We start from the raw sequence: 26,910 nt of genomic DNA, 5'->3' as shown, positions 1-26,910 counted from the left end.
CCCAGGTGCGACATATTGCCCTAGGCAATTTGCCCAAGGGCAATATGTCATATTCGGTGGGTTAATCCGGCGTGCTAGCCTCGGTCTCGCCTTTGGCACCGTGTTCGTCACCACCACCGGGGAGTTGTTCGCCGTGGAATTCGATCCTTTCCTGCTGGCGCGGCTGCAGTTTGCCGCCAACATCAGTTTTCATATTCTCTTTCCCACCATCACCATCGGACTGTGCTGGGTGCTGTTGTACTTTCGGGTGCGCTTTACCCTGTCCGGTGACAAGGCCTGGGAATATGCCTATTTCTTCTGGGTAAAGATTTTTGCGCTGAGCTTTGCCCTGGGGGTGGTGTCCGGCATTACCATGAGCTTCCAGTTCGGCACCAACTGGCCGGGCTTCATGGAGCGGGCCGGCAATATCGCCGGGCCGTTGCTGGGCTATGAGGTACTGACGGCCTTTTTCCTGGAGGCGTCTTTCCTGGGCATCATGCTGTTCGGCAAGGACCGGGTGTCCAACCGCGTACACCTGATGGCCTGTTCGCTGGTGGCCCTGGGGACCACCGCCTCGGCATTCTGGATTCTCAGCCTCAATTCCTGGATGCAGACCCCGGCCGGTTATCGGCTGGAAGACGGTGTCTTCTTCGTGGACAACTGGCTGGCGGTGATCTTCAACCCGTCGTTCCCCTACCGCTTTGCGCACATGCTCAACGCCTCACTGTTGACCGCGGCCTTCCTGATCATGGGCGTCAGCGCCTGGCGGGCCATCAAGCAGGTGGATGGCCCGGCTACCTGGAAAGTGATGCGCACCGGTGCGCTGATGGCAGCGGTGCTGGCGCCGCTGCAGGTGCTGATCGGTGACATGCACGGCCTCAATACGCTCAAGTACCAGCCGGAAAAGATCGCCGCGGTGGAAGGCGTGTGGCACACCGAAAAGGGCGCCCCCCTGACCCTGTTCGGCTTTCCGGATGAGGAACAGCAGACCACCCATATGGCCATCAAGGTGCCGAAAATGGCGAGTCTGATCCTGACCCATGAGTGGGACGGGGAGCTCAAGGGGCTCAACGAATTCCAGGGCCGGCATCCGCCGGTGGCACCGGTGTTCTGGTCGTTTCGTATCATGGTGGCGGTGGGCATGTTGATGGTGCTGATGGGCTGGTGGGCCAGCTGGCGGTTGTTGCGCACCCGCATTGAGCGCTATGAAAACCATCGCTGGTTGTTGCGGGCCATGTCGGCGATGACCTTTGCCGGCTGGGTGGCGGTGCTGTCTGGCTGGTATGTGACCGAAATCGGCCGTCAGCCCTGGGTGGTCCATGGTCTGTTGTCCAGCGCCGAGGTGGTGGCCGACCACAGCAGCGCCACTCTCACCGGTACGCTGTTCGGTTATGTGTTGCTGTATGTCTTTCTGCTGGTGTCCTACATCGGTGCGCTGCGTTATCTGGCCACCAAACCGGCCCGCTCGCTGTCGCTGATGCCGCAGCACCGGGCCATGCAGCAGGCCCGTGCCGACCAGGGAGGTGCATGATGGATCTGGGTTACTGGTTGCCGTTGTTCTTTGCCGCCGCCATGGGGCTGGCGATGCTCATCTATGTGTTGCTGGATGGCTATGACCTGGGTATCGGCATGCTGTTGCCGTTTGCCACCGAGCGGGAAAAAGACACCATGATCGCCGCCATCGGCCCGTTCTGGGATGCCAATGAAACCTGGATCGTGCTGGGCGTGGGCATTTTGCTGATTGCTTTCCCGCAGGCCCATTCGCTGGTGCTTACCAGCCTTTATCTGCCGGTGACCCTGATGTTGATGGGGCTGATCCTGCGTGGCGTGGCGTTCGATTTTCGCGTCAAGGCCGGTGATGCTCATCGCGACAAGTGGAACCGCCTGTTTGCACTGGGTTCGCTGATTGCCTCCGCCTGTCAGGGCTGGATGCTGGGCGCCTTTGTCACCGGCCTCAAGGGCGATGCCAACAGTTACCTGTTTTCGGCGCTGATTGCGGTGGCGTTGCCGTCGCTTTACATCGTGCTGGGGGCAGCCTGGTTGCTGATCAAGACCGAGGGCGAGCTGTTCGACAAGGCCGCCGGTTGGGGGCGCCTGGCGGTGTGGCCCATGGGCATGGGTCTGGTGCTGGTGTCGGTGGCCACGCCGCTGGCCAACCCGGCCATTGCCGCCAAGTGGTTCACCCTGCCCAACGCCATCGGCCTGGCGCCGATTCCGTTACTCACGGCACTGACCTGGGCGGGCCTGGTGTGGGTGTTCCACAGTCAGCAGATGCTGCGTCATGGTTATGGCTGGCTGGCGTTTCTGGCGCTGGTGATCGTCTGTGTGCTGGCCAGCTTTGGTCTTGGCTACAGCCTGTTCCCGGATATCGTGGTGGGCCGGTTGACGATCTGGGAGGCAGCCTCGGCCACCGAGTCGTTGTTGTTTACCTTCTGGGGGGCCGCCATCGCCCTGCCGGCGATCCTGATCTACACCGTGTTCATTTACCGGGTGTTCCGTGGCAAGGCCACGGATCTGAGTTACGAATAGCCCGGTGACGACGGCAGATAGGCGTCCAGATCCTGCACGTCTATCTGCGACTCGCTGAGATAGTGCTGGGCATAGCGCAGGCATACCCCGCTGCGCAGAAACAGCGCAAATACCTGGCCGTCGATATGCCCGTCGGCCACCATGGCCTTCATGATCGCCAGGGATTCGCTGAGCGTCTTGGCATCCTTGTAGGGGCGGTCGGCGGCGGTCAGCGCCTCGAACACATCGGCCACCGCCAGAATGCGGTCGGGAATTTCCAGTTGCTCGGCGGTTAGCTGGCGCGGATAGCCCTTGCCGTCCAGCCGCTCGTGGTGGGTGGAGGCATACTGCGGCACCTTGGCCAGGTCCTCCGGGAACGGCAGGCTGTCGAGCATGCGGATGGTGTTGATGATGTGCTCGTTGATCTTGAAGCGGTCCTCGGGGGTCAGGGTGCCGCGTTCGATGGTCAGGTTGTAGACCTCGCCCAGATTCGCTCGCCACTCGGGCGCTTGCATGCGAATGCCCAGACGGGGGTCGTATTCCGTGGTGTGTTCATGGGCCAGCAGGTGCTCGGGTTTATCCTGCAGCAGGGTTTCCGTGACCGGCAGCTCGGTGGTGGAGGGCCCCAGTTGCCGGCTTTGCAGCGGTGACAGACCCAGGCGGTCATCAAAATGGCGCTGCCAGGTGTGGGCGCCTATCTCCCGTACCCGATTCTTGTCCGCCTCGCTCATGGTTTCGCTGCCCTGATTGGCGGCGGCGATAAAGGCAAAATCTTCCTGCAATTGCTGCTGGCGCTGCTGCCAGCGTTGCCGGAGTTCGTCTTGCTGGTGCGGGTTGGCCTGACAGGCGGTCAGGTAGTCGATCTGGGCATCGCGCCACAGCACCTCAAAGCGGGTGCGAATTTCATGGATGCGGTTGTAGATGGTTTCCAGTTTGGCGCCCTTGTCGACGATGTGCTCCGGGGTGGTGATCTTGCCGCAATCATGCAGCCAGGCGGCGATGCGGAATTCCCGACGCTTCTTGTCGTCATCCAGGCTGAAATCCCGGAACGGGCCGTCGCTGCTCAGCGACGCCGCATCGCCGAGCATCATGCCAAGAATCGGAACCCGGGCGCAGTGGGTGCCGGTGTAGGGCGACTTGCCATCGATGGCCTCGGCGATCAGTTCGATAAAGGCTTCCATCAGCGCTTCCAGCTGTTTCTCGTGCTGACCGATGGCCTGGGCCATCTGGTACAGGGAGTCCGCCAGTTTCTCGGTTTCCGTGATCCGTGTAGGCACCCGGCTTACCCGGTCATAACGGCGCTCGCGCACATGGTGGCTCTGCGCTTCCAGCTGTTTGATGGGCCGCACAATGGGGTTGGCGAACAACCAGGCAAAGGGCAGCAGAATAATCATGCACAGGGCGGTGATGCCGGCGGCCAGCAGGGCGTTATCGGCGGCGGCACCGGTGATCATGGGCTGGCTGATAACGGCGGCAAAATTCATGGCGCCGCGCTCGCCCAGCGAACGGGTGTAGAAAAAGTGCTGCACGTCGTCCTGGTTGAACTGCCCCAGGTTGCCCTCGCGGGTATCCGGGTTCAGCAGTGGTGGATAGGGCAGGGTGGCGGTGAGCCGGTTGAGGCTTTGCGGGTCCAGCAGCCACTTTTGTGCCAGTTGCTGGCGGGCGTCAGCCGGTATTCGGGCGATGGCACGATTGAGCAGGGCCAGCAGCGCCGGCTGATCATCATGAACCATCAGGCTCAGGCTGCCCTGGCTATCGGGCAGGCCGATAGTGTCGCTCTGGCTGATCTGCAGAGCCTGCAGGAAAAACTGGTGACGGCAGTATTGCAGCACAATGGTGTTATCCACCACCGCATCCGCATCGCCACGGACCACGGCCTTCATGGCATCCAGGGTGGAGGCGTATTCGCGCAGTTTGATGGTCGGGTAGCTGTCACGGATGGCCGGGATGATCGACCAGTTTTCGCCCACCGCCAGTGTCTTGCCCTGTAACTGCGACAGACTGGTGTAAGGGTCCTGGTCCGCGCGGCTGGCGAGGGCAAAGGGCAGTTGTATCAGTGGCTCGGTGAGTTGCCCACGCTGGCGGTTGTCGCGGCTGGGAAGCACCGGTTGCAACAGATCGATCTTGCCCTGCTGGAACAGCGCCATCAGGCCGGTCCAGTTTTCCCCATTGATGAAGCGGAACTGCAACCCGGTCATCTGCGAAATCAGTTTCAGGGTGTCAATGGTATAGCCGCTGGGCTGGCCGGCAATGGCAAAGTCCAGCGGCGGCCAGTCCAGTTCGTTGGAGACCCGCAGGGGGCCCAGTTTGCTGACCAGGGCCTGCTCGTCGTCGCTTAGCGTGAGTGGTGTGACGCTGGGTAGCGGGCCGGCCTGATGCCTGGGCTGGTTGCTGGCCAGCAGGGCGCCATTATTGTCGTAGAGATAAAGCTCGGTGCCGTTGGCCACCGGCATGTTGACCAGGGTGCGGGTGAACGAAGAGAGCGCCACATCCAGGCCCAGCACCGCGTCGCCGCCGGGCAAGCGTAATGAATAGGTCTTGCCGGACAGATTGTTGTTGAACAGGTAGACCGGTGTCTTGAAAACCCGCTTGCTGTTGGCGCCGCGATACCAGGGGCGGGTGCGCGGATCGTAGGCGGCAAACACATCTCGCTGACGCAGGGTGACGAGTTTGTCATTGAGGTAACGATAGCTCTGCTGTCGGGCGTCCTGGCGCTGGCGAATGGACATGATCACCCAGCGCTCATCGGCATGGGCCTTGAGGCGCTCGCGGGCCTGCGGGTCCGCCTCCAGATTGATCAGCTCGAAGAAGTCACCATTGTCATGGCCGATATAAAGCGCATAGAAAGCCGGGTTCAGTGCCAGCACGTCGGCGAACCAGCGGGCGGTATTGCGATTGATCTGGCCGGTGTCGGTAATCAGGGGCAGCTGGCGGGTGAGGGTGCGGGCCACATCACTGGCACGCAGATCCAGTTTTTCCAGTTCGCTGGCGGCCTGTTCGGCGGTGGCCTGGTATTGGGCCTTGGCGGTTTCCAGTGCCTGCTGGTAGTTGAAATAGTACTGCAGGCCAATGGCCACACAGGCGGTCAGCACGGTGGCAAAAACAAAAATGGAAACCACCCCCAGCCGAATGCTGTAGGTCCACTGTTTGCGGGCCATGGATCCCCTCCCTGGTCTCCGTTTCAGAATCTCCCCCCAGCATAGAACAGTTTGGCGGCCATGATTACTGGGGTTGTGTAAGCGGTACAGGGAAGGGATGGATGGTGAGACGCTATCGGTTCCCGGTGATCATGTCTGACGGTTTCTCGATCCGCTGAATACCGGCCTGGCGGCGCTTCAGGCGGCGCCAGCGGAAGGGGATCAGCAGTTGTTTGCCGTAGTGATGCAACGGGAAATGCCGCTCATTGACCAGGCCGATATGCTCGGGCATGTCACGGTCTCGGGGATAGTAGAACGTGCCGAACAGGTGGTCCCAGAGCATGATGACAGCAAAGTTCTTGGCCTCATCGTAGCGGGACGAGTGATGCCAGCGATGCACCTCGTTGGTGCCGATCAGGTAGTTGAGCCAACCGTGTTTCAGATCCATGTTCAGATGGGTAATGGTGGCCAGCACGCTGCCGATCACGGCGGTGGCCACCAGTGCCTGTTCGCTGATGCCGGTGAGCAACACAAAAAACAGCGGCACGAAACGGCGGAACATGGCATCCAGCGGATGGGCCCGGTAGGCGTTCATGAAGGTCACCCGGTGAGCGCAGTGGTGCACGGAATGAAAACGCCAGAGAAACGGAATTTCGTGGGCCATGCGGTGGGTGATGTAAAAGAACAGATCCAGCAGCATGATGCCCACCAGTACCTGTAGCCACAGCGGCGCGTTGCTCAGGCCGTAGTGCGGGTCCAGCCAGCCCAGTTGTATCAGCAGGCTGGAGGAGCCCAGTGCAAACACCGCGCTGAGCACGGCATTTTGCAGGCTGTTGATGACCATCAACACGCCATTGGAGACCAGATCGGTGGTCAGCTCGCCGTTTTCCAGCGGCTTTTTCACCTTGGGCATCAGTGTCTGGGCCAGCAGGCTGATGCCGTAGAACGGCAACAGGAACCACAGCATCAGGGTGTGGCTGTCATAGCCGAGCGCCACCACGGCAATAATGGACAGGCCGAGAAAGAACAGCGTAAAGCCCCGGGAGACAATCCAGTGAAGGGTTTTCATGATGATGCCTTTTCGTTGTTATTCGACGGGCGTGAAGAGAGCGAACATTAAGCTGGCCCGGACAGGGATCAATCAGCGTAATGACCTAGGGGCCTGCGGGCTTTTGCAAAAGCGGCCAGGCCCACCGGGTATCGGAAAGGAAAAAAGTGCTTGGCTGATAAGAGGTTGAAGAAAAGCTCGCGGTCAATTGCCGGTCCTTCGGCGGGTGTGACCTAAGAGGAAAGACCCAGATTTGCCAATTGTGGCCACGAATGTGATCTGGCGCACATTTCCCGACTGACGGGCTTTCCCGCCGTGTCAGCGTAGCAGGCAAGATGCCATGGCCGTTCTATCCCGTGTGATAATCAAACAAGAAACAGGGGCGGCAGATATGAATAATAAACGTTCCTTCTGGGTAACCATTGCGCGACTGCTGGAGTGGAATGACCGGGACAAGGCATTGCTGCTGGCGGCCCTGATGGCGCCGATGATGGGCAGTTATCTGGCCTGGTTGTATGTCACGGCGCACTTTACCGATTTCGGGCATACCTTCTTTTCCGTGCCGGGCGTGGTTCTGGCGCAACAGATATTCCTGGGCAATGTGCTTGGCTGGGTGCTGTTGCTGATCTGGGGTGGCCTGCTGCGCTGGCGTGACCGTGATTGCGCCATTTACCCGACGGTGACCATTCAGTTTTTCGGCTTCGGCTTTGTGGCGCTGGGTTATGTGATCGGCCTGTACAATCCGATGCTGGGACTGGTGCTGGTGGGCGGTCCGCTGACCGGTTTTGCCCTGTTCGGCATTCCCCGTGTTGCAATCAATTTTACGCTTTGCCTGTTGTTGTTATTCGTTATCGTGTCGCTGAGCATCTCCGGCAAGATCGAATACGCGCCACTGTTCAAGGCCGATCCGGTCACCAAGCATTACCAGTCCAGTTACTGGATCCTCAGCGTGGTGGGGGCATCGGTTCCCTTTGTGACGACCATGTTCGTGTTCACGTTGGTGCTGCTGGGGCGTTTGCAGTTCCGCGAGGCGCAGATGCATGCCCGCGCGGTAACCGATGCGCTTACCGGCCTGTCCAACCGTCGTGCCCTGTTCGAACAACTGGAATACGAAATGGCCCGCGCCCGCCGCACCGGTAACGCCCTGTCGGTGTGCCTGCTGGACCTGGACTACTTCAAGAAAATCAACGACAGCCATGGTCATGCCGCCGGTGATGCGGTGCTCTGTGCGGTGGCGGACCTGTTGCGGGAAAACCTGCGCGATACCGACCGTATCGGGCGTATTGGCGGCGAGGAATTTCTGCTGGTGTTGCCGGATACCGACCGGGCCGGCGCCCGCTCGGTGATCGAGCGGTGCCAGCAGAGTTTTCGGGCCCACCGGGTGGCGGTGGCCGGCCTGTCGGCGCCATTGCGCTTTAGCGCCAGCTTCGGCATTGCCTGCCTGGAGCCGGACGACGAGCTGGAAGAGACGGTGCTGGTGGCGCGGGCGGATGAGGCCCTGTACCTGGCCAAGCACCAGGGCCGTGATTGCATCGCGTTCTGGGAGGCGGCTCAGTCCTCGCCGCTGCCGGAAGGCGCCTGATCCAGCCCGGCGAGCAGGGCATTGATGGCATTGGCAAAGGCCACGGGGGAGTCTTCCTGCAGAAAGTGGCCGCCGGTGAGTGTCTGGTGCGGCTGGCCGGCGGCGCCCGGAATGCGTTCCTGCATGTAGCGATCCCCGCCCCGGGTGATCGGGTCGCCGTTGCTGAACGTCGTCAGGAACGGTTTTCGCCACTGCTCCAGTACCTGCCAGGCACGACGATTGGCGTCACTGGCCGGGTCGTCCGGTGTCACCGGTACCAGCTTGGGAAACATGCGCGCCCCGGCCTTGTAGGCCTTGCCCGGGAATGGCGCGTCATAGGCCCGGCGTTCGTCCGGCCCCAGGGTGCGGAAGGTGCCGCTGTTGATGATGCGGGCAATCGGGAACCAGGGGCTGTAGAGGGCAAAATTCTTCCACAGCTGAAACGCTCGGGGCACGGGCTGGTCACCGGTGGGGAGCATGCCGTTACCGACCACGATGGCGCGAAAGCGCGCGTCATTCTCCGCCGCCAGGCGCAGTCCCAGCAGTGAGCCCCAGTCCTGACAGACCAGCGTGATGTCGGTGAGATCCAGCTGATCGAGCAGGCTTTGCAGCCAGTCCATGTGGCTCTGATAATTGTAGGCGTTCCTGTCCGCCGGCTTGTCGGATTTGCCGAAGCCGATCAGATCCGGCGCGATCACCCGATGCCCGGCCGCCGCACACACTGGAATCATGTGCCGGTACAGGTACGACCAGGACGGCTCGCCATGCAGCATCAGTACCGGCTTGCCATCACGGGGCCCCTCATCCACGTAATGCATGCGCAGACCGTTGACGTCCACGTAGTGTGGCTCAAACGGATAGTCCAGCAGGCGGGAAAAGCGAGACTCGGGGGTGCGTAGAACTTTCATGGTGGATCCCGTTGTTAACGACGTTGGCGATGTAATGACGTTACCCGTTGCGCTTCAGGATGACCTGCTCATATCGGGCCAATAGCTTGGCCAGACGTTGCTGTAGTGGATCTTCCAGGCCGGCCAGATCGATGGCGAAGGTCTTGCTAAGCACGTCCAGCAATGGCCCATCATCCAGTATCTGCTGCTCACTGCGGCCATCCGCGTAGCGCAGGGTGAATTGCCGGTTGAGCAGGGTGTAGCGGCGGTCGGGCAGGGCGCGCACGGCGATCAGGTTATTGACGAACTTGGAGGCCGGATGACAGGCCACGTACCAGTTGGCCATTTCGAAATCCACCGGCCACTGTTCGGTCAGATCAAAGCGGTAAAGCAGCTGCCATTCGCTGCCCAGTAATACCTGCACGGAGAAATGGTCGCCATGTTCCTGCACCCGGAACGACTCCAGGTTGGTGGGCTGGGCGCCCCGCTCGTCAAAGCGCAGCGGGGCGGTGGGGGTCAGCCCGCCAAAGCCCACATCCACCAGGTAGTCGCCGTCCGGCAGGGTGACCAGTAGCAGCATGTGCGAACGTGGTGGTTGAAAGCCCGGTGGCTGGTTCCAGTACACCCGCCCGGTGAGGCCCCGCACCTCAAAGCCGATCTGCTGGAGTATCGCCATGAAAAACAGGTTGTGCTCAAAGCAGTAGCCGCCGCGTCCGCCATCCACCAGCTTGTCTGCCAGTGCCAGGCTGTCCAGCGGCACCGGCAGACCGAGGAACGGATTGAGATTCTCGAAGGCAATATGCTCGAGGTGGTGGCGTTGCAACTGTGCCAGGCAATCCAGGCTCACCTCAGGGCTGGCGTCGTAACCAATGCGGTTCAGGTAGGCATCCAGGGGGAGGGCGTTCATGTCGGTATCCACAAAGTGATATGCCTTGAGAGTGTAGCAGAGGCTGCAGACGCACAGCGCGATACTGGTATGCTTGGAGCATTCAGGGGAGACATCCATGCAGCCAGGGATTCTGATAAACCCCTTCAGGGAGACTGATTGATGACGCTGGTGGCGGAATCCGGCAGCCTCGGCTTTGCCCCGCTCACCGAAGAAGACCTGCCGGCACTGCATCGCTGGCTGGCGCAGCCCCATGTGGTGCAATGGTGGGGGCCGCCCCGTTCTCTGGAAGAAACCCTGCGTGACTACAACCCGGCCAGCCGTTGTGCCGGCGGCCCGGCTTATTTTCTGATTGAGCTGGACGGTCAGGCCATGGGCTTTATTCAACGTTATGCCCCGGTGGAGCATCACCACGAAGGCTGGTGGCAGCAGATTCAGGACCCGGGCGTGCGCGGCGTGGATGTGTTCCTGGCCCGCCCGGAATGGCTGGGGCGCGGGCTGGGTACGCGGGTGCTGCGCAGCTTTAGCGCTCTGCTGTTTCGCGACCCGGCGGTAACCGCAGTGATCGCCGACCCGGCCCCGGACAACCTCTGTGCGGTGCGCTGTTTTATTCGCGCCGGTTTTTTAGGGCGTCGCATTGTGGTGACACCGGATGGCCCGGCGCTGCTGATGGAACTGACCCGCAGTAACTGGGGGGATTGATCAGAAAACCCCATGGGATGGCGCGACTGGCTGGATGGGTTCGCCCATGCCTTGAGCTTATGCTGGGTCCATCAATCGCGGGAGTCTTCCATGGCAACGGTTTATCTCACCCACGGCGGTGGCCCCCTGCCCTTGCTGGGCGATCCGGGGCACCGGGCACTGGTGGCCTCTCTCAGGGAGCTGGCCTCGGCGCTACCTCGGCCACGGGCTATCGTGCTGGTCAGTGCCCACTGGGAAACGGCGCAACCGTGTCTGACCGGCGCCGCCAACCCCTCACTGATGTATGACTATTACGGCTTTCCGGAGCCGGCCTATTCCCTGCGCTATCCGGCCAGCGGTGAGCCCGTACTGGCCGAACGGCTGGCCTCGGCGTTGACCGATGCCGGCATGCCGACCACGGTGGACCCGCAACGCGGCTTTGACCATGGCATGTTCGTGCCCTTGACCCTGCTCTACCCGGACGCGTCGGTACCGGTGGTGCAACTGTCGCTGATGCACAGCCTGGACCCGGCCGCGCACCTGGCCATGGGCCGGGCGCTGGCGCCGCTGTTGGGCGATGACGTGATGCTGATTGGCTCCGGTTCGTCGTTTCACAATATGCCGGTGCTGATGGGGCGGGGCGACGAGGCGGGGCTGCAGGCCAATCGGCAGTTTGAGCAATGGCTGGCCAGTACCTGCACGGACCCGACCCTGTCGGCCGCGCAGCGTGAAGCGGCCCTGGTCGACTGGCGACGGGCCCCCGGGGGCGCTGTCAGCCACCCCAGGGAAGAGCACCTGATGCCGTTGATGGTCTGTGCCGGTGCCGCCGGGCGTCCGGCGGACAGGATTTTCCAGGGCGCCATGGGGGCGGTACAGGTCAGCTCCCTGTTGTGGTAGCCCGACCGCTGGTCGGCATGGCTTGACGCTGGCCGTGGCACAGGGCCACTCTGAAAACGTCTTTTCAGCGCACATCCGTGCAGGAGGAGTGGCCATGCAATCCGGTAAATCATTGATCGCGGCCATCAAGTCCAAGCTTGATGAACTGGAAGAGGAACTGGACGGCCTGGAAATGCGCGCCGCCAGTGAAGAAGGCGATGTGGAGGTGGAGGCCGAACGTCACCGCCTGTCGCTGGAGGAGCTGTTGATGGACGTGCAGCAACGGCTCGATGAGGTCCGTGAACTGGCCGGCTCGGATGGTCTGGTCATGGAAGATGCCTGGCAACAGATGGAGCCGGAGCTGGAATCCCTGGGGCGCCGGCTGTACGCCGGTAACTAGGCCCTTTTCTGATCTGCGGTGCTGATCAGGCACCGCTGTCTGCCGGTTGTCGCTATCGGGCGCCCCGCCTGGTAGCGTTCTCTCCCTATTGTTCAATCCCTGCCCGATTCAGCCAAACCAGGGCTTGAGCGGCTGACGGCATTTCGCTACCGTTGCCGGCCCGACGCGGCATATGCCGCCCCCCGATTTTCGCCATGGCCCGCCGGCCGTGGCCTGCCTGTGGAATGCATTATGTGGATCAGAAACCTGGCGGTGTTTGTTGGTGACGAGGCTTTCGGCTGGTCCGTGGCCGAGCTGGAAGAGGCGCTGGACAACCATCGCTGCCAGCCCTGTGGCTCCCAGACCCAGCGCACCGATGGCTTTGTGCCGCCGCTCAAGGGCCAGGACCCGATGGCCTATGAAGTGGATGGCTTTATCTACTGCATGCATCAGGAAACCGCCCGCCTGTTGCCGGGCCCGGTGATCAAGGAAGTGCTGGACGAAAAAGTGGAGCTGATCCAGCAGGAAGAAGGCCGCAAGGTGGGCCGCAAGGAGAAGGCCGAGCTCAAGGAACAGATCACCTTCGAACTGATGCCGCGCGCCTTTACCCGCTCACGGCGCACCGGCGTGCTGATCGATACCCGGCGGCGGCGCATCCTGGTGGACAGCGCCTCGGCCCCGCGCGCCGAGGAAGTGGTGGCCAGCCTGCGCAAGGCACTGGGTACCCTGCCGGTCACCTACCCGGCCCCCAAGGCGGCGCCCTACACCAGTTTCAGCAACTGGCTGCGCAAGCCGTCACTGCTGCCGGAGGGCTATACCCTGGGAGACCGTTGTGAGCTCAAGGGCACCAAGGACGAGGGCGCCGCAGTACGCTTCACCGCCGTGGATCTGGGCCAGGAGGAAATTCTCGCCCACCTGGATACCGGCATGGTGGCGGTACGGGTGAATCTGGCCTGGCAGGACGCCATGGAGCTGGATGTGAACGACAAGCTGGAGATCAAGCGCATCCGGCCGCTGGACCAGCTAAAGGAAAATATCGATGCCCTGGAGGCGGACGATGCGGTGGCAGAACTGCAGGCGCAGATGACGCTGCAGGGCACCGTCTTGCGCGATGCCCTGGACAGCCTTTACGAGTACTTTGAAATCGGGGCGCAATAAGCCGCCCTTATTCGGCGTCGGGTTCCTCGTCGCGAATGTCCTCGTCATCCTGCTCTTCGTGCATGCGCACCTCTGAATCCTTGGTACAGGTGGGCGGGTGCTCGAAGGTCTGGGTCACGTCGATGACGCCCAGATGCTGCAGGGTGCGACGGCCGATCAGCATCGGGTAGATCATGTCGCTGCGGTCCTGCAGGGTGAACTGCTCGCGGTGAATGGTATTGGCCACGCAGATATTCATCATCACCACCGGGCGGTGGTCCACACCGCCGGCACCGCGTACCAGAACCCGGCGGTAGCGGGGGCGTTCGAAGGTCTTTTCCACTTCCTTGCCGGTGGCCTTGTCCACCACATCCACGGTGAAACGCACCCAGTGGTGGCCGTCCTTCTTGAAGATCTCGATGTTTTTGGCATGCAGGGAAGAGGTCAGCGCGCCACTGTCGAGCTTGGCCTTCACCTCCACGCCCCAGGGTTCCAGGTTGACCTTCTCCACCCAGCCGAATACCGGTTTGGCGTCATCGGCAGAAACGGTGGCGGCCAGTGCCATCAACAGGGCGGCCAGCAACATACGTACCTGTAATACCATGAATGAACTCCTTGCTAAGCGCAGTCAGGGCCGGCCCCGGTGGCCGGCGGTTCTGGGCGGTTATGACCCGGCCTGCGGCGGGCCGGTTCCATCCTGTTACGCCGATTTACATTCTGCGCATCCTGCAAGCCTACCCGAAGTGCGGTTGTGCGCCAGTCATGTTGCTGCTGTGCAGCCATTGGTAACCGTTGTTTACCGGGCGCATCATGGGGCTGGGCATGGCGCTAAGCTGCCAGAGAAAATCTGAACAATGTGCGTGTACCAGGGAGGGCAGACCGATGAGCAACACCAACGACAGTGGCCACCGCTATGATGTCATCATCGTCGGTAGCGGGTTTTCCGGCGTCAATATGGGCATTGCCCTCAAGCATGCCGGCATCGACAACTTCATCATCCTGGAGCAGGCCGATGATGTGGGCGGCACCTGGCGCGACAATGTCTACCCGGGTTGTGCCTGCGACGTGCCGTCGCACCTGTATTCCTATTCCTTCGAGCCCAACCCGGACTGGAGCACCGCCTATTCCAGCTCCGACGAGATCGAGGGCTACATCCACCATTGCGTGGACAAGTACGGCCTGCGCCCGCACCTGAAATTCGGTGAGGAAATCGTCGCCGGGACGTTCGATGCCAGCGCCGGCCAGTGGCGGTTGCGCAATGCCGACGGGCAGCATTACAGCGCACGGCTGGTGGTGTCCGCCGTGGGTGGGCTGGTCAACCCCAGCGAGCCGAACCTGCCCGGTCGCGAGCTGTACACCGGCAAGGTCATGCACACCGCCCGCTGGGATCGCAATTTTGATGTGCGTGGCAAACGCATCGCGGTGGTGGGAACCGGCGCCAGCGCCATCCAGGTGGTGCCGGCCATCCAGCCGGACGTGGAAGAGCTGGTGCTGTTTCAGCGCACGGCGCCCTGGATCGTGCCCAAGGTGGACCCGTCCATCAGCGAAGGCGCCAAAAAACTGTTTCACCGTTTCCCATTGGTACAGAAAGGCCTGCGCGGCGGCATCCTGGCGCTTACCGAACTGGTGTTCGCGCCCATGGTGATCCTGGATTCGCCGCTGCAGAAACTGCTGGAAGCCGCCGCCCGCAGTAACCTGAAAAAGGTCAAGGACCCGGCCCTGCGGGAAAAGCTCACCCCCACCTTTCACATCGGCTGCAAGCGGGTGCTGTTCTCCAGTGATTATTACCCGGCGGTGCAGCAGGACAATGTGCAGGTGATCACCGATGGCATTGCCTCCTTTACCGAAACCGGCCTCAAGACCGACAAGGGGGAGACCTTCGATGTGGATGCGGTGGTGCTGGCCACCGGCTTCCGGGTGGATATCACCAACCCGCCGTTCGAGATTCACGGTCTCGATGATGTGACCCTGGCGGACCTGTGGTCCCGGCCCGGTGGCAAGGCCTACAAGGGCGTGGCCATCAACGGCATTCCCAATTTCTTCATGATGCTGGGGCCCAACACCGGGCCGGGGCATACCTCGGTGCTGATCTACACCGAGGCCCAGGCGGACTACATCACCCAGGCGGTGAAAACCGTGCTCGACCAGGGGCTGGGCTATGTGAACGTCAAGCGGCCGGTGCTGGATCACTGGCACGAGAAGCTGCAACACCGCATGCGCTATACCTCCTGGACCTCCGGCTGCCAGAGCTGGTACCTGGATGAACACGGTGAAAACCATACCCTGTTCCCGGGCCTGGCCACCGAGTACGCGCTGGGTATGCGCCACTTCAAGCTGGAGGAATACGAGGTCGGTTAACCCCCGGCCCGCATTGGCAGCATGACGGCGAGTGCGGGCATTTCAGTCCTTGATCATGGTGGGGGGGCGGTTATGCTGCGGACAAACCACGCAGGAAATCTGTCATGGATAAATCCCTTTCCGCGCCGTCGCTGTCCCTGTTACTGGGGGAGAGTCGGGCGGCGCTCAGCTACGGTCGCTACCTGCTGCGCGGCCTCGATCATCGTACCCTGCCCCGCGGCGAGGGCCAGCCGGTCCTGGTGCTGCCCGGCTTCGGGGCCAGTGATGTGACCACTCGCCCGCTGCGTCGGGCGCTGGCCAAACTCAACTACACCAGCTACGGCTGGGCCCAGGGCACTAACCTGGGCATGAATCGCCAGCGCAAGGAACTGCTGGTCAGCCAGCTGCATGCGGTGGCGGCCCGGCATGGCCAGCCCGTGGCCCTGGTGGGCTGGAGCCTGGGTGGCGTATTCGCCCGTGAGCTGGCCCGGGCCTGGCCGGACAAGGTCAGCCAGGTGTTCACCCTGGGCAGCCCCATCAATGGCGACCCCAGTGCCAACAATGTGTCGTCGCTGTTTGCCCTGTTCAATCCCTGCCGGCCTGGCCCGGACCTGGACGCCTTCCGCGAGCGCATTCAGGCGCCGCCGGTGCCCTGCACCGCCATCTATACCCGCGAAGACGGCATTGTCTCCTGGCAGTGCAGTCTGGAAGAAGAGGCGGACAACACCGAGAACGTGGAAGTGAGCGGCACCCACGTGGGCCTGCCCTGGAATCCCCAGGTGCTGGCGGCCATTGCCGAACGACTGGCCCGGGGTAACCGGAGCGGCGACCATGAGTGAATTGCTGCCGGGCCGCTACCGACACTTCAAGGGCAACGAATACCAGGTCATCGGCACCGCCACCCATTCGGAAACCGGTGACACCCTGGTGGTCTACCGGCCGCTCTATGGCGACCGGGCCCTGTGGGTGCGGCCGCTGGCCATGTTCACCGAAAGCGTGGAGCGCGACGGCAAGACCCAGCCGCGCTTTGCCCGCATCGGCCCCATGGCGACGGAAAATTAACTCGCAGTGCGGATAACCGGTACAATGCCCGCCTTGATAGCGGAGTGCCTAGACCTATGTCCTCGTTTGCCGATCTGAACCTGCATGAGCGCCTGATTCGGGCCCTCGACGAGCTGGATATCACCACCCCCACGCCGGTGCAGACCGCCGCCATTCCGGACGCCCTGGCCGGCCACGACCTGCGCGTGGTAGCCCGCACCGGCAGCGGCAAGACCGCGGCCTTCCTGCTGCCGTTGCTGCACCAGCTGATGCAGCACTCACGCCCGCGCACCGATACCCGCGCCCTGATTCTGCTGCCCACCCGTGAGCTGGCCCAGCAGACCCTCAAGCAGGTGGAAGCGCTGGCGCGCTATACCTTCATCAAGGCGGAGCTGGTTACCGGCGGCGAGGACTTCAAGGTGCAGGCGGCCAGAATGCGCAAGAACCCGGAAATCCTGATTGGCACGCCGGGGCGCCTGATCGAGCATCTGGAAGCCGGCAACCTGCGCCTGCAGGACCTGGAAGTGCTGATTCTGGATGAGTCCGATCGCATGCTCGACATGGGCTTTGGCGACGATGTGCTGCGCCTGGCCGGCGAGTGCCGGGAGGCCCGCCAGACCCTGCTGTTCTCTGCCACCGGTGGCGGCAACGCCATGCAGAAAATGGTGGAATCGGTGCTGCGCCAGCCCAAATCCCTGATCCTGGATTCCGTGCGTGACCTCAACGAAGCCGTGGTCCAGCAGATCATCACCGCCGACAACGTGGCCCACAAGGAGCGCCTGGTGCAGTGGCTGCTGGCCCATGAGCCCTTCAACAAGGCGGTGATCTTCACTAATACCCGTGAACAGGCGGATCGCCTGGGCGGTATTCTGCGCACCAACGCCCTGACGGTTTTTACCCTGCACGGCGACAAGGATCAGAAAGACCGCAAGCTGGCCATGGACCGCCTCAAGAGCGGCGGCGTGCGGGTGCTGGTGGCCACCGATGTGGCGGCCCGCGGTATCCATGTGGACGGCCTGGATCTGGTGATCAATTTCGATATGCCTCGCAGCGGTGACGAGTACGTACACCGCATCGGACGTACCGGCCGAGTCGGTGGTGAGGGCACCGCCATTTCCCTGATCGCGGCCCACGAATGGAACCTGATGGCCAGCATTCAGCGTTACCTGCGGCAGAATTTCGAGTATCGCCTGATCGATGCCCTGCGCGGCGACTTCCTGGGGCCCAAGAACCTCAAGTCCAACGGCAAGGCCGCCGGCAGCAAAAAGAAAAAAATGAAGAAAAAGGCCGATGCCAAAAAGGGCATCAAGAAGCCCGCCGGCAAGAAACCGCTGAAGAAAAAGGCCGCCGGTGCCGCGCAAAAAGCCCCCACGGGCCGCAGCAACAAACCCGCCGCGCCGGATACCCAGGGCGGTTACGCCACCGTCAAACGCAAAAAGAACCCCGGCCCGCTGGACTGATAAAGCCGGCGCCGTTTTTGACGGGGTTCATCCAGGTCGTATGTTTTTGTGGGAGCGTGCTTGCACGCGAAGCCTTGACGTCAGCATGCTCCCTTCGCGTGCAAGCACGCTCCCACAGTGACCCCGAGCTCCAGTGAACAGTATACGGGCCTGTCCTGTGACGGCTCCCCTTGCGAAGGGGGGCAGCCGGGTGCGTTCAAAGACGGGTTTTTAAAACCCGGTAAAATTGCCAATATTCTCAACGTCGCGTTTCTCCATTACGGTCTATGCTGGACTGATACCCATGGAGAGGCCCGTGCCCACGCAAACGCAAAAAAGCGCAACCCTGCTGGCGTGCCCGGATTGCGGCACGCAACTGCCCCGGCCGGCCATGTCGGCGCGGGGCAGTTGGCGTTGTCCGCGCTGTGATTGCCAGCTCAGCGGTGCCTGGTCACTCAAGCCGGAGCCGCTACTGGCGCTGACACTGGCCTCGGCGGTGCTGTGGGTGCCGGCCCTGACCCAGCCCTTGCTAAAGCTGGACAAGCTGGGCCTGGATCGCCATGCCAGCCTGCTCGATAGCGTGGTGGCACTGATGCACGGCCTGTATCTGCCCGCCGGATTGCTGTTGCTGTTTACCCTGATCATCATGCCGCTGATCAATCTGCTGTCCGCCGGGCGGCTGCTGTGGGCGGCGCACCGCCAGCAACCCATGCCGGCCCGCCCCTGGATGACCCTGTACCGGCACAGCCGTGAGTGGGCCATGACCGATATCTTTCTGCTCGGCATCCTGATTGCCATGACCAAGCTGGGCGATCTGGCCACGGTGACGCCGGGGCCCGGCCTGTTCTGTCTGGTGGTGGCGGTGGTGCTGCGCCTGATCGTCGAGACCCTGGCACAGCCGGAACAACTGCAGCGCCAGCTGGAGGCTCAACATGCGCCCGGCCCGTGAACGTCTCACCGCCTGGGCGTTGCTGATCGCCGCCGCCCTGTGGCTGTTGCCCGCCAACCTGTTGCCGATCATGGCCGTCACCCAGGCTGGCCGCAGTCATGCCAGCACCATCGCCGGTGGCGTCTGGCAACTGTTCGAGGCAGGCATGCCCGGCATTGCCCTGATTGTGTTTGTGGCCAGCCTGTTGGTGCCGATTTTCAAGGTGCTGGTGCTGGCGGTGATCTACTGGCGGGCCGAGCGGGAAGACAACCCGCTGGCCAGCACCCGGGCCTACCGGCTGGTCTACTGGATCGGGCGCTGGTCCATGCTGGATGTCTTCGTGGTGGCGATGCTGGCAGCACTGGTGCGCTTTGACCGGCTGGCCCAGGTGCAACCGGCGCCGGGCATCCTGGCATTTGCCGTGGCCGTGGTGCTGACCATGCTGTCCGCCCATGCCTTTACTCCCCGACAACTGTGGAAGGCCGAACATGGAAACTCCTGAAGTGAAGCATTCACGCTGGCCCTCACCGATCTGGCTGGTGCCCTTGCTGAGCCTGCTGGTGGCCGGCTGGTTGCTGTACGACCAGTTGCTGCAGCGTGATGTGCAGATTGTCATCCGTTTTGACAACGGCGCCGGCATCAAGCCCGGGGTGGAGTTGCGTTATCGGGGGGTGCCGGTGGGCAGCGTTGATGAAATCGTGCTTGATGACGACCTCAAGCATGTGAAGGTCCACGCCAGCCTCAACCGGGATGCGGAAAAACTGGCCCGGGAGAACAGCCGTTTCTGGATCGTCAAACCGCAGCTGGGCATCGCCGGCGCCCGTAACCTGGATACCCTGGTGTCCGGCAAATACATTGCGGTGAAGCCCGGCGATGGCGAGCCGAAAAAGACATTCAAGGGGCTGGAGGCGCCCCCGGAGCAGCAACCGGATACCGGCCTCAAGCTGACCCTGGTGGCAGACCGGGTGGGCTCGCTCAAAGAGGGCCGGCACATCTACTATCGGGATCTGCAGGTGGGCACCATCGGTGAGAGCCACATCAGTGACGATGGCCGCTTTGTGGAAATCGAAGCCATTGTGCAGCGCCAGTATGCCAAGCTGGTGCGCAGCAACAGTGAGTTCTGGAACAGCTCCGGCCTGACCGTGGACATCGGCTTGTTCAAGGGGGCGGAAGTGCAGGCCAGCTCCCTGGAAAACCTGCTGCGCGGTGGCGTCAGTTTTGCCACCCCGCCGGAACCCGGGCCGCTGGCCAAGGCCGGGCAGCGCTTCAGCCTGCATCGCCATGCCGAGGACGACTGGCTGGAGTGGGCACCGGTGATGAAATGGAAATAGCCGGCTGACCGCCGACGGCAGCAAACATTTTCCGAAGTGGGGGTGTAGGAGCGTGCCTGCACGCGAAGGGCCTCATTCGCGACCCGGCACGCTCCCACTCACGATACTGGTCGGCCCTACATCATCTTGCCGACCACTTTCAGGGGCAGGTGCCGCATGGCAAAGCCCATCACCGTCCAGGGCCAGGGCGGCACCGATGCCTTGGCCGGCTCCTTCTCGATGGCTTTGACCAGCGCCTTGCAGCCGGTTTCCGTATCGACCATGAAGGGCGTGTTCTTCACTTTCTCGTTGATTTCCGAACGGATGAAGCCCGGGTAGATGATGCTCACCTGGATCGGTGAGTCCATCAGCTCCACCTGCAGGCCTTCCGCCAGTGCGGCCACGCCGGCCTTGGTGGCCGCGTAGGTGGTGAGGTTTTTCTTCATGCCACGCATGGCGCTGATGGAGGAAATCATCACCAGGTGGCCGGCGTTCTGGGCGCGAAAAATTTCCATGGCCGCTTCGCACTGGGCCAGCGCCGCCACAAAGTTGGTTTCCGCCGTCTGCCGGTTGGCATAGAAATACCCGGTGCCCAGCGGTTGGCCCTTGCCCAGGCCGGCGTTGACGATAATGCGATCAATGCCATTCATTTCCGTGCGGAAGGCATCGAATACCGCGAATACCTGATCGTAGTCGTTCACGTCCAGCGGCTTGATCAGCACCTGGATGTCCGGGTGTTTGTCTTCCAGTTCCTTTTTCAGCGCCTCCAGTTTTTCCACTCGGCGGGCACACAGGGCCAGGTTGCGGCCCATGGCAGCAAACAGGCGGGCCATGCCCTCACCCAGGCCGGAACTGGCACCGGTAATCAGAATGTTTTGGCGTGTCGGCATGGTTATCCCCTTGCGTGTATGGATTATGACCACAGAGATCACAGCGTCTAAACAACAGGCCCGGATTGACGCTTCCAAATCCTTCAAGACTGAAAAGGAAAGAAAAGCGTTCGGGTGGAGAGATTCTCCTCTTTGTGTTCTCTGTGCTCTCTGTGGTGAAAAATGTTCTAGCGATACGTGACCTGCTCGCTCGGCAGATGCAGGTGCTCGTTGATCGAGACTAGCCGCAGCTTGCCGGCATTCACAAGCAGGCGGGTCACACTGGTGTTGATCAGGTTGCGGTTGTAGGTGATCAGTGCCTCGTCATCCAGCGCCATCAGATGCTGGATGATCACACTGATGGCGCCGCCGGAGGTGAATACCAGGGCGCTGTCGCCGCTACTCAGGGTGTTGCCCAGGGAGTAGGTGCTTGCCAGCACCCGTTCGCGAAAGGCAGGCCAGCTTTCCGGGTAGTCACCCTCGCCCCGCTGCCAGCGGCGCAGGGCCTGCTCGAAGCGCGCCTGGAACACCTTGCGCGGGTTGTCCTGCTGGCTGAGCCATTGGGCCAGGGCCGTGCGGTCGCTGGCCAGCGGCCAGTCCACGGCCAGCAGGGCTTCATGGTTGTATTCATTGAAACCGGTATCGGTGTGCCAGTCCCTGGGCAGGCCCAGCTCGGCCAGGGTCGCTTCGGCGGTTTCCCGGTGCCGGCGCATGGTGCCACAGATCGCCCGGGGCAGGCCCAGCTGCTGGTTCTGCAGGGCGCGACCGAGAATGCGGCTCTGTTCCCAGCCGGCCTCGGACAGCTGATCGTAATCGGCCTTGCCAAAACTGGCCTGGCCGTGGCGGATCAGATAGATCACTGGCATCAGGCGTTCTCGGCGTTTTCCAGTTTACGCTTCATGCGGTCGGCGCCCTTCAGCATGATGCGACCGAACACCGGCGGCAGAAAGCGCTTGAACCAGTAGGCCCGGCGGCCGCTCTTGTGTGGCAGCAGGAAGAACTGCCGGCGAGCCACCGCCTTTTTGATCATGTCGGCAATCTGCGCGGCGGTGAGCTCGTTGCTGGAGAGCAGCTTGTCCACGGTTTCGATCATGCCCGGCTCCGGCGTGCGCATGGATTCGTGCAGGTTGGTGCGGAAAAAGCCGGGGCACACCACCGTGGTGTGAATGCCATAGGGTGCCAGCTCGTAGCGCAGGGTTTCCGACAGGGCGATGACGCCGGCCTTGGTGACGTTGTAGCTGCCCATCACCGGCGCGTTGAGCAGGCCGGCCAGCGAGGCGATATTGACGATATGGCCCTGGCCCTGGCGTTTCATCAGCGGCACGAACACCTTGCAGCCGCGCACCACGCCTTTCACGTTGATATCGAAGATCCAGTCCCAGTCCGCCATGTCGCCCCGGTCGATGCGCGCGGCGGCGGCCACGCCGGCATTGTTGACCAGCACATCCAGCCCGCCCCAGTGCTGTTCCAGCCATTCACGGACATGGTTGAGACTGGCGGCATCACGCACATCCAGGTGAATGAATTCCAGCGTGCCGGGCAGGTCGGCCAGCGCCGCCAGGGTCTCTTTGCCCCGGGCTTCATTCACGTCGCCTATCAGTACCCGGGCGCCATCGCGCAGCCAGCTTTCCGCCATGGCACGCCCCAGCCCGGAGGCGCCGCCGGTGATCAATACCCGTTGTGATGCCGTCATAGTGAAATCATTCATGCCGTTGGTGAATGGAATAAGCCCATTGACCGATGCTAGGGAGGGCGTTTCAATAAATCCAATGAATCATCACAATAATTCCGGATTAGTCTGATGCATGTTTCGCGCTTCGACCTCAACCTGTTCGTGGTATTTGACGCCATCTACACCGAAGGCTCGCTGACCCGGGCCGCCCGCGTGCTCAACCTGACCCAGCCGGCGGTGAGCCATGCCCTGGGGCGTCTGCGTGATCGCCTGGACGACCCGCTGTTCGTGCGTCAAGGCGCACGCATGGTGCCCACGGTACGTGCCCGCGCCATGATCAGCCCGGTGCGACATGCCCTGGGCGGGTTTCAGCGCTGCCTGAGCGAAGAGGGCGGTTTTGATGCCAGTGAGGCGGAGCGCACCTTCGTGCTGGGCCTGCGTGACGGGCTGGAAGGGCGCCTGCTGCCGGCGCTGATGAGTCAGTTCATGGACGAGGCGCCGGGCATTCGCCTGCAGTCACTGACCGTGAGCCGCCGGCAGATGGCCACCGAACTGGCCAGCGGCCGTCTCGACCTGGCCTGTGACGTGATGCTGGCGCTGCCGGAAGCCATCGAACACCAGGCCGTGCTCAGCGGGCCGCTGGTGGTGATGATGCGTGAATCCCACCCGCTGGCGGCGGGGCTGGATCTGCCCGCCTACCTGGCCGCCCAGCATGTGCTGGTGTCGTCCCGACGGGAAGGGCCCGGGCTGGAGGATTTCGGCCTGGCCCGACAGGGCTATCGACGGCACATCCGCTTGCGCTGCCAGCATTACCAGGCGGCCATCAGCACCGTGCAGCAAACCGACCTGCTGCTGACCATGCCGGCCACCCTGGCCGGCCAGCTGGATCGCCAGGGGCTGATCCTCAAGGCGTTCCCCGGTGATCTGCCGGGGCTGGAAATGCACCTGTACTGGCACCGGGACCAAAGCGCCGATCCGGGCCACAGCTGGCTGCGCCAGCGGGTGTTGGCGCTATTGAAAGAGCAGCAAAAGCAATTAATAGTGAATAATGAATAGTTAATAACGCGCGCGAGCGCGTTTCAGGTTTTCAACCACAGAGGCCGCGCCCAGACGTCTGAGCGCGGCCTCTGTGGTTACGAACACCAGGGGTCTTGTTCGCGCGTTATTCATTATTAACTATTAATTATTAATTAGAATTTCCCCCGCCCAATACGGGTTTTCCTCCACGCGAATGTCCCGGGCCGCCACGGTTTCACCACAGTGGCCGCATTGCAGCTGCGCCGCCAGCGGCTCACCGCACTGACGGTGGATGCGCACCAGCGGCGGGCCTTCTTCACCGGCCAGGTAGGTATCGCCCCACTGGGCCAGATGCACGATCACCGGATACAGATCCCGCCCTCTGGCGGTGAGCCGGTATTCCTCCCGGCGCGGGCGTTCCTGGTAGGCCACCTTGTCGAGAATGCCGCCCTCTTGCAGCTTGCGAAGGCGGTCACTGAGCACATGGCGGGTGACGCCCAGCCGTTCCTGAAACTGCTCGAACCGGCGCACGCCCAGAAAGCAGTCGCGCAGCACCAGCAGTGTCCAGCGGTCGCCGACGATGGCCAGGGTGCGGGCCAGGGAACAGGGCTGTTGATCAATGTCTTGCCAGCGCATGAAAACCTCCGAAGTGGTGCCATCATGATACCCGCTTGACGGGTTCCCAAAAAGAACCCACTATTTAGTTCCAAAATAGAACTGACTGGAGAGAGCCATGAGCGCGCCTGTTGTTCTGGTGATCGGTGCCGGGGATGCCACCGGCGGTGCCATTGCCAAGCGCTTTGCCCGCGAGGGGTTTGTCGCCTGCGTAACACGGCGCCGCGAAGCGGCCCTGGCGCCACTGGTGCAAGACATCGAAGACGCCGGCGGCCGGGCCCGGGCCTTCGGCTGTGATGCCCGTGACGAGGCGCAGATGGTGTCGCTGTTCGATACCATCGAAAACGAGGTGGGGCCCATCGAGGTGGTGGTGTTCAACATCGGCGCCAATGTGTTGTTCCCGATCCGGGAAACCACCGCCCGGGTCTACCGCAAGGTCTGGGAAATGGCTGCCTTCGCGGGCTTTCTCACCGGCCGGGAAGCGGCACGGGTGATGGTGCCGCGCGGCAAAGGCACCATCATCTTCACCGGTGCCACCGCCTCCCTGCGTGGCGGCCGGGGCTTCTCCGCCTTTGCCGGCGCCAAGTTCGCCCTGCGGGCGCTGGCCCAGAGCCTGGCCCGGGAGCTGGGGCCCGAGGGCATCCATGTGGCGCATCCGATCATCGACGGCGCCATCGACACCGCCTTCATCCGCGACAACTTTCCGGCCATGTACGCCAAAAAAGAGCAGGACGGCATCCTCAACCCGGCCCATATCGCCGACACCTACTGGATGCTCCACCAACAACCCCGCGACGCCTGGACCCACGAAATCGACCTGCGCCCGTGGATGGAAACGTTTTAAGCAACGCGACACCTCGAAATAGAACCCGCCGTAGGAGCGACGCTTGAGTCGCGAATTCCACCGCTGGCTTCGCGACTCAAGCGTCGCTCCTACGAGACAACTTGAAAGGAAAAACCCATGACCCCAAAAATCGAATTCCTCTTCGACGTGGGCAGCCCCACTGCCTACCTGGCCTGGAGCCAGCTACCCGCCCTGAGCGAGCGCACCGGTGCCGAACTGGTCTACATCCCTGTCCTGCTGGGCGGTATCTTCAAGGCCACCGGCAACCACCCGCCCGGCGCCGTGCCCGCCAAAGGCATGTACATGATGCGCGACCTGGCCCGCTATTCCGCGCGCTACCAGGTGCCGCTGACCATGAACCCCCACTTCCCGGTGAACACCATCACCCCCATGCGCATCATCACCGCTGCCATCGGCACCCCGGAACAGGATGCCGTGATCACCGCCCTTTACAACGCCATGTGGCGCGAGCCCTGCAAACTGTCCGAGCCGGAAGAAATCACCCGCGTGCTCACCGACGCCGGCCTGGATGCACAGGCCTGGCTGGAAAAGGCCGCCAGTGATGAAGTGAAAGAACAGCTCAAGGCCAATACCGAAGCGGCGGTGAAGCGCGGTGTGTTCGGAGCGCCGACGATGTTCGTGGGCAATGAGATGTTCTTCGGCCAGGATCGCCTGGATTTTGTGGAAGAGGCGGTGAAAGGGAATTGATAGTTGATAATGGATAATTGATAACGAAAACCGCAGTCACGGTGATGCTGGACGCTAGAAGGCTGAATCCCGCTCCGGGTTTGGCCTTTTAGCTATCAATTCTCAACTATCAATTATCAAATGCCTTCCCTGCGCGTTTCCATGTTGGCCAGGATTGTGTAGATTCGGAGCTGAATAAGAAATAACAACCGGTCAAACAGGATAGTATGACCTTAAATTTAGAATCGAGGGGAAAGGAGAGGAAATGCTATCTCTCGCTCAAGGTGAAAAAGCATTAGATGATTTGATTGAAAGTTTGAATGATGATTCGGATTTAAATGAGGCTCAGACAAGATTTCATATTATTGATAGGATTCTCTTTGAATGCTTTGGCTGGTGCCGAGAAAGCGAGATAGAGATCGAGAATTCCGAGGATAAAAAGTTTACTGACTATGAGCTGGGAAAGCCTCGGCGGTTCGCTATTCTGGAAGCCAAAAGAGAAGGTTTGCACTTTGAGATTCCAGCTGGAGTCTCTAAAAAATTAGTTACTGATGTTAGATCGCTGGCTCGATTGAGTGCTGATACAGAAAAGGCGATAAATCAGGTTCATTTTTACTGTTCTCAGCGGGGGACCCCTGTCGCAATTTTATCTAACGGAAAGCAGCTTGTTGCCTTTTTGGCATCTAGGCAAGACGGAGTATCTTTTCTTGATGGGAAGGCTCTTGTTTTTGAAAGTCTAGAGGTTCTCAAGGGGAATTTTAATTTAGCATGGCAGCTTCTTTCCGCGGATGGAATAAAAGAAAAAAGAATAAATAGGTTTTTGGTTTCAGGCGAAACTCAGCTTCCTAACAAGCTTTCCTCTCGCCTCGTTGGTTACCCAAAGGCAAGGTATAAAAGCGATATACAAACCACATTGCGATCGCTGTCAGATCTGTTTCTTCAAGACATTGTCTATGATCCGGAAGTTGAGCATAGTTTTTTCAGTGAATGCTATTGTGAAAGTGGTGCTCTATCAAAATATGCCCTTCTGAGTAAGGGTATTCTTGAGGGAGGGTGTTCAAAACTCTGTGTC

Annotated in this window: 27 protein-coding genes; 18 read left to right on the top strand and 9 right to left on the bottom strand. The window is 61.5% G+C overall.

All coding sequences use genetic code 11. The features are described from left to right. The first annotated feature begins 133 nt into the window (after nucleotides 1–133). Nucleotides 134–1,510 carry a cytochrome ubiquinol oxidase subunit I gene (locus A11A3_RS13285; protein ID WP_008929829.1) on the top strand — a complete coding sequence of 459 codons (1,377 nt, stop codon included), beginning with the start codon at nucleotides 134–136 and terminating at the stop codon, nucleotides 1,508–1,510. Then, nucleotides 1,507–2,508, top strand: a complete 1,002-nt coding sequence (locus tag A11A3_RS13280) for a cytochrome d ubiquinol oxidase subunit II (protein WP_237738866.1) — start codon at nucleotides 1,507–1,509, stop codon at nucleotides 2,506–2,508. Before A11A3_RS13285 ends, A11A3_RS13280 begins: the two co-directional genes overlap by 4 nt. On the opposite strand, the gene A11A3_RS13275 is transcribed toward A11A3_RS13280, so the two are convergent. Continuing rightward, nucleotides 2,499–5,645, bottom strand: a complete 3,147-nt coding sequence (locus A11A3_RS13275; protein ID WP_008929827.1) for an HD domain-containing phosphohydrolase — start codon at nucleotides 5,643–5,645, stop codon at nucleotides 2,499–2,501. The two genes, A11A3_RS13280 and A11A3_RS13275, sit on opposite strands and share 10 nt — an antisense overlap. Nucleotides 5,646–5,757: 112 nt before the next feature. Further along, nucleotides 5,758–6,693: a sterol desaturase family protein gene (locus A11A3_RS13270; RefSeq protein ID WP_008929826.1), complete on the bottom strand. Its 936-nt coding sequence runs from the start codon at nucleotides 6,691–6,693 to the stop codon at nucleotides 5,758–5,760. 370 nt (nucleotides 6,694–7,063) lie between these two features. Between A11A3_RS13270 and A11A3_RS13265 the strand changes: the two genes are divergently transcribed. Further along, on the top strand, nucleotides 7,064–8,254 hold the full coding sequence (locus tag A11A3_RS13265; RefSeq protein ID WP_008929825.1) for a GGDEF domain-containing protein: 1,191 nt from the start codon (nucleotides 7,064–7,066) through the stop codon (nucleotides 8,252–8,254). On the opposite strand, the gene A11A3_RS13260 is transcribed toward A11A3_RS13265, so the two are convergent. Together A11A3_RS13260 and A11A3_RS13255 are read right to left on the bottom strand one after the other, a co-directional pair. Continuing rightward, the gene (locus A11A3_RS13260) at nucleotides 8,224–9,141 is read right to left on the bottom strand and encodes a haloalkane dehalogenase (protein ID WP_008929824.1); all 918 of its coding nucleotides are present in this window, start codon (nucleotides 9,139–9,141) and stop codon (nucleotides 8,224–8,226) included. The genes A11A3_RS13265 and A11A3_RS13260 overlap by 31 nt on opposite strands. 40 nt (nucleotides 9,142–9,181) lie before the next feature. Next, nucleotides 9,182–10,027 (bottom strand): arylamine N-acetyltransferase family protein, encoded by an 846-nt coding sequence (locus A11A3_RS13255; protein ID WP_193353579.1) that lies wholly within the window; start codon nucleotides 10,025–10,027, stop codon nucleotides 9,182–9,184. Nucleotides 10,028–10,168: 141 nt separating this feature from the next. On the opposite strand from A11A3_RS13255, the gene A11A3_RS13250 reads away from it, so the two are divergent. From A11A3_RS13250 to A11A3_RS13235, 4 genes are all read left to right on the top strand, one after another. Continuing rightward, nucleotides 10,169–10,708: a GNAT family N-acetyltransferase gene (locus A11A3_RS13250; RefSeq protein ID WP_008929822.1), complete on the top strand. Its 540-nt coding sequence runs from the start codon at nucleotides 10,169–10,171 to the stop codon at nucleotides 10,706–10,708. Between the two features lie 90 nt (nucleotides 10,709–10,798). Next, complete coding sequence (locus tag A11A3_RS13245; RefSeq protein ID WP_008929821.1) at nucleotides 10,799–11,584, top strand: DODA-type extradiol aromatic ring-opening family dioxygenase; 786 nt, start codon at nucleotides 10,799–10,801, stop codon at nucleotides 11,582–11,584. A 94-nt stretch (nucleotides 11,585–11,678) separates the two neighbouring features. Beyond that, a complete protein-coding gene (locus tag A11A3_RS13240) occupies nucleotides 11,679–11,963 on the top strand; it encodes a hypothetical protein (protein WP_008929820.1) in 285 nt (94 codons plus the stop codon). A 231-nt stretch (nucleotides 11,964–12,194) separates the two neighbouring features. Next, nucleotides 12,195–13,100: a recombination-associated protein RdgC gene (locus A11A3_RS13235; RefSeq protein ID WP_008929819.1), complete on the top strand. Its 906-nt coding sequence runs from the start codon at nucleotides 12,195–12,197 to the stop codon at nucleotides 13,098–13,100. A 7-nt stretch (nucleotides 13,101–13,107) separates the two neighbouring features. On the opposite strand, the gene rloA3 is transcribed toward A11A3_RS13235, so the two are convergent. Further along, nucleotides 13,108–13,683, bottom strand: a complete 576-nt coding sequence (gene rloA3 / locus A11A3_RS13230; RefSeq protein ID WP_008929818.1) for a retropepsin-like aspartic peptidase RloA3 — start codon at nucleotides 13,681–13,683, stop codon at nucleotides 13,108–13,110. Between the two features lie 278 nt (nucleotides 13,684–13,961). Between rloA3 and A11A3_RS13225 the strand changes: the two genes are divergently transcribed. The 7 genes from A11A3_RS13225 to A11A3_RS13195 all read left to right on the top strand — a co-directional run bounded on the left by A11A3_RS13225 (nucleotide 13,962) and on the right by A11A3_RS13195 (nucleotide 20,155). Then, nucleotides 13,962–15,437, top strand: a complete 1,476-nt coding sequence (locus tag A11A3_RS13225) for a flavin-containing monooxygenase (protein ID WP_008929817.1) — start codon at nucleotides 13,962–13,964, stop codon at nucleotides 15,435–15,437. A gap of 104 nt (nucleotides 15,438–15,541) precedes the next feature. Beyond that, nucleotides 15,542–16,255, top strand: coding sequence for an esterase/lipase family protein (locus tag A11A3_RS13220; RefSeq protein ID WP_008929816.1), 714 nt, complete (start codon nucleotides 15,542–15,544; stop codon nucleotides 16,253–16,255). Further along, nucleotides 16,248–16,478 (top strand): DUF1653 domain-containing protein, encoded by a 231-nt coding sequence (locus tag A11A3_RS13215; protein ID WP_008929815.1) that lies wholly within the window; start codon nucleotides 16,248–16,250, stop codon nucleotides 16,476–16,478. Before A11A3_RS13220 ends, A11A3_RS13215 begins: the two co-directional genes overlap by 8 nt. A 56-nt stretch (nucleotides 16,479–16,534) precedes the next feature. Continuing rightward, nucleotides 16,535–17,917, top strand: coding sequence for a DEAD/DEAH box helicase (locus A11A3_RS13210; RefSeq protein WP_008929814.1), 1,383 nt, complete (start codon nucleotides 16,535–16,537; stop codon nucleotides 17,915–17,917). A gap of 295 nt (nucleotides 17,918–18,212) precedes the next feature. After that, nucleotides 18,213–18,845: a paraquat-inducible protein A gene (locus tag A11A3_RS13205; RefSeq protein WP_008929813.1), complete on the top strand. Its 633-nt coding sequence runs from the start codon at nucleotides 18,213–18,215 to the stop codon at nucleotides 18,843–18,845. Then, nucleotides 18,829–19,326 carry a paraquat-inducible protein A gene (locus A11A3_RS13200; protein ID WP_008929812.1) on the top strand — a complete coding sequence of 166 codons (498 nt, stop codon included), beginning with the start codon at nucleotides 18,829–18,831 and terminating at the stop codon, nucleotides 19,324–19,326. Before A11A3_RS13205 ends, A11A3_RS13200 begins: the two co-directional genes overlap by 17 nt. Further along, nucleotides 19,313–20,155: a PqiB family protein gene (locus A11A3_RS13195; RefSeq protein WP_008929811.1), complete on the top strand. Its 843-nt coding sequence runs from the start codon at nucleotides 19,313–19,315 to the stop codon at nucleotides 20,153–20,155. Before A11A3_RS13200 ends, A11A3_RS13195 begins: the two co-directional genes overlap by 14 nt. Nucleotides 20,156–20,271: 116 nt before the next feature. Here A11A3_RS13195 and A11A3_RS13190 read toward each other — a convergent pair whose 3' ends face one another. The 3 genes from A11A3_RS13190 to A11A3_RS13180 form a co-directional block, all read right to left on the bottom strand. Beyond that, nucleotides 20,272–21,024 carry an SDR family oxidoreductase gene (locus A11A3_RS13190; RefSeq protein ID WP_008929810.1) on the bottom strand — a complete coding sequence of 251 codons (753 nt, stop codon included), beginning with the start codon at nucleotides 21,022–21,024 and terminating at the stop codon, nucleotides 20,272–20,274. A 167-nt stretch (nucleotides 21,025–21,191) separates the two neighbouring features. Continuing rightward, nucleotides 21,192–21,869, bottom strand: a complete 678-nt coding sequence (locus A11A3_RS13185; protein ID WP_008929809.1) for a histidine phosphatase family protein — start codon at nucleotides 21,867–21,869, stop codon at nucleotides 21,192–21,194. Next, nucleotides 21,869–22,696 carry an SDR family oxidoreductase gene (locus tag A11A3_RS13180; protein ID WP_008929808.1) on the bottom strand — a complete coding sequence of 276 codons (828 nt, stop codon included), beginning with the start codon at nucleotides 22,694–22,696 and terminating at the stop codon, nucleotides 21,869–21,871. The genes A11A3_RS13185 and A11A3_RS13180 overlap by 1 nt, the downstream gene beginning before the upstream one ends. A gap of 108 nt (nucleotides 22,697–22,804) precedes the next feature. On the opposite strand from A11A3_RS13180, the gene A11A3_RS13175 reads away from it, so the two are divergent. Further along, nucleotides 22,805–23,731: a LysR family transcriptional regulator gene (locus A11A3_RS13175; protein ID WP_008929807.1), complete on the top strand. Its 927-nt coding sequence runs from the start codon at nucleotides 22,805–22,807 to the stop codon at nucleotides 23,729–23,731. A 123-nt stretch (nucleotides 23,732–23,854) separates the two neighbouring features. Here the strand turns inward: A11A3_RS13175 and A11A3_RS13170 are convergent, their stop codons facing one another. Continuing rightward, a complete protein-coding gene (locus A11A3_RS13170; protein WP_008929806.1) occupies nucleotides 23,855–24,328 on the bottom strand; it encodes a winged helix-turn-helix transcriptional regulator in 474 nt (157 codons plus the stop codon). Nucleotides 24,329–24,425: 97 nt separating this feature from the next. Between A11A3_RS13170 and A11A3_RS13165 the strand changes: the two genes are divergently transcribed. The 3 genes from A11A3_RS13165 to A11A3_RS13155 form a co-directional block, all read left to right on the top strand. Then, nucleotides 24,426–25,151 carry an SDR family oxidoreductase gene (locus tag A11A3_RS13165; RefSeq protein ID WP_008929805.1) on the top strand — a complete coding sequence of 242 codons (726 nt, stop codon included), beginning with the start codon at nucleotides 24,426–24,428 and terminating at the stop codon, nucleotides 25,149–25,151. A 117-nt stretch (nucleotides 25,152–25,268) separates the two neighbouring features. Beyond that, a complete protein-coding gene (locus A11A3_RS13160) occupies nucleotides 25,269–25,859 on the top strand; it encodes a 2-hydroxychromene-2-carboxylate isomerase (RefSeq protein WP_008929804.1) in 591 nt (196 codons plus the stop codon). Between the two features lie 244 nt (nucleotides 25,860–26,103). Further along, the coding region (locus A11A3_RS13155; protein WP_008929803.1) for a hypothetical protein at nucleotides 26,104–26,910 on the top strand (807 nt) is incomplete at its 3' end.

The organism is Alcanivorax hongdengensis A-11-3, assembly GCF_000300995.1.
Classification (GTDB): domain Bacteria; phylum Pseudomonadota; class Gammaproteobacteria; order Pseudomonadales; family Alcanivoracaceae; genus Alcanivorax; species Alcanivorax hongdengensis.
This window is presented reverse-complemented; position numbering and strand designations above follow the sequence as displayed.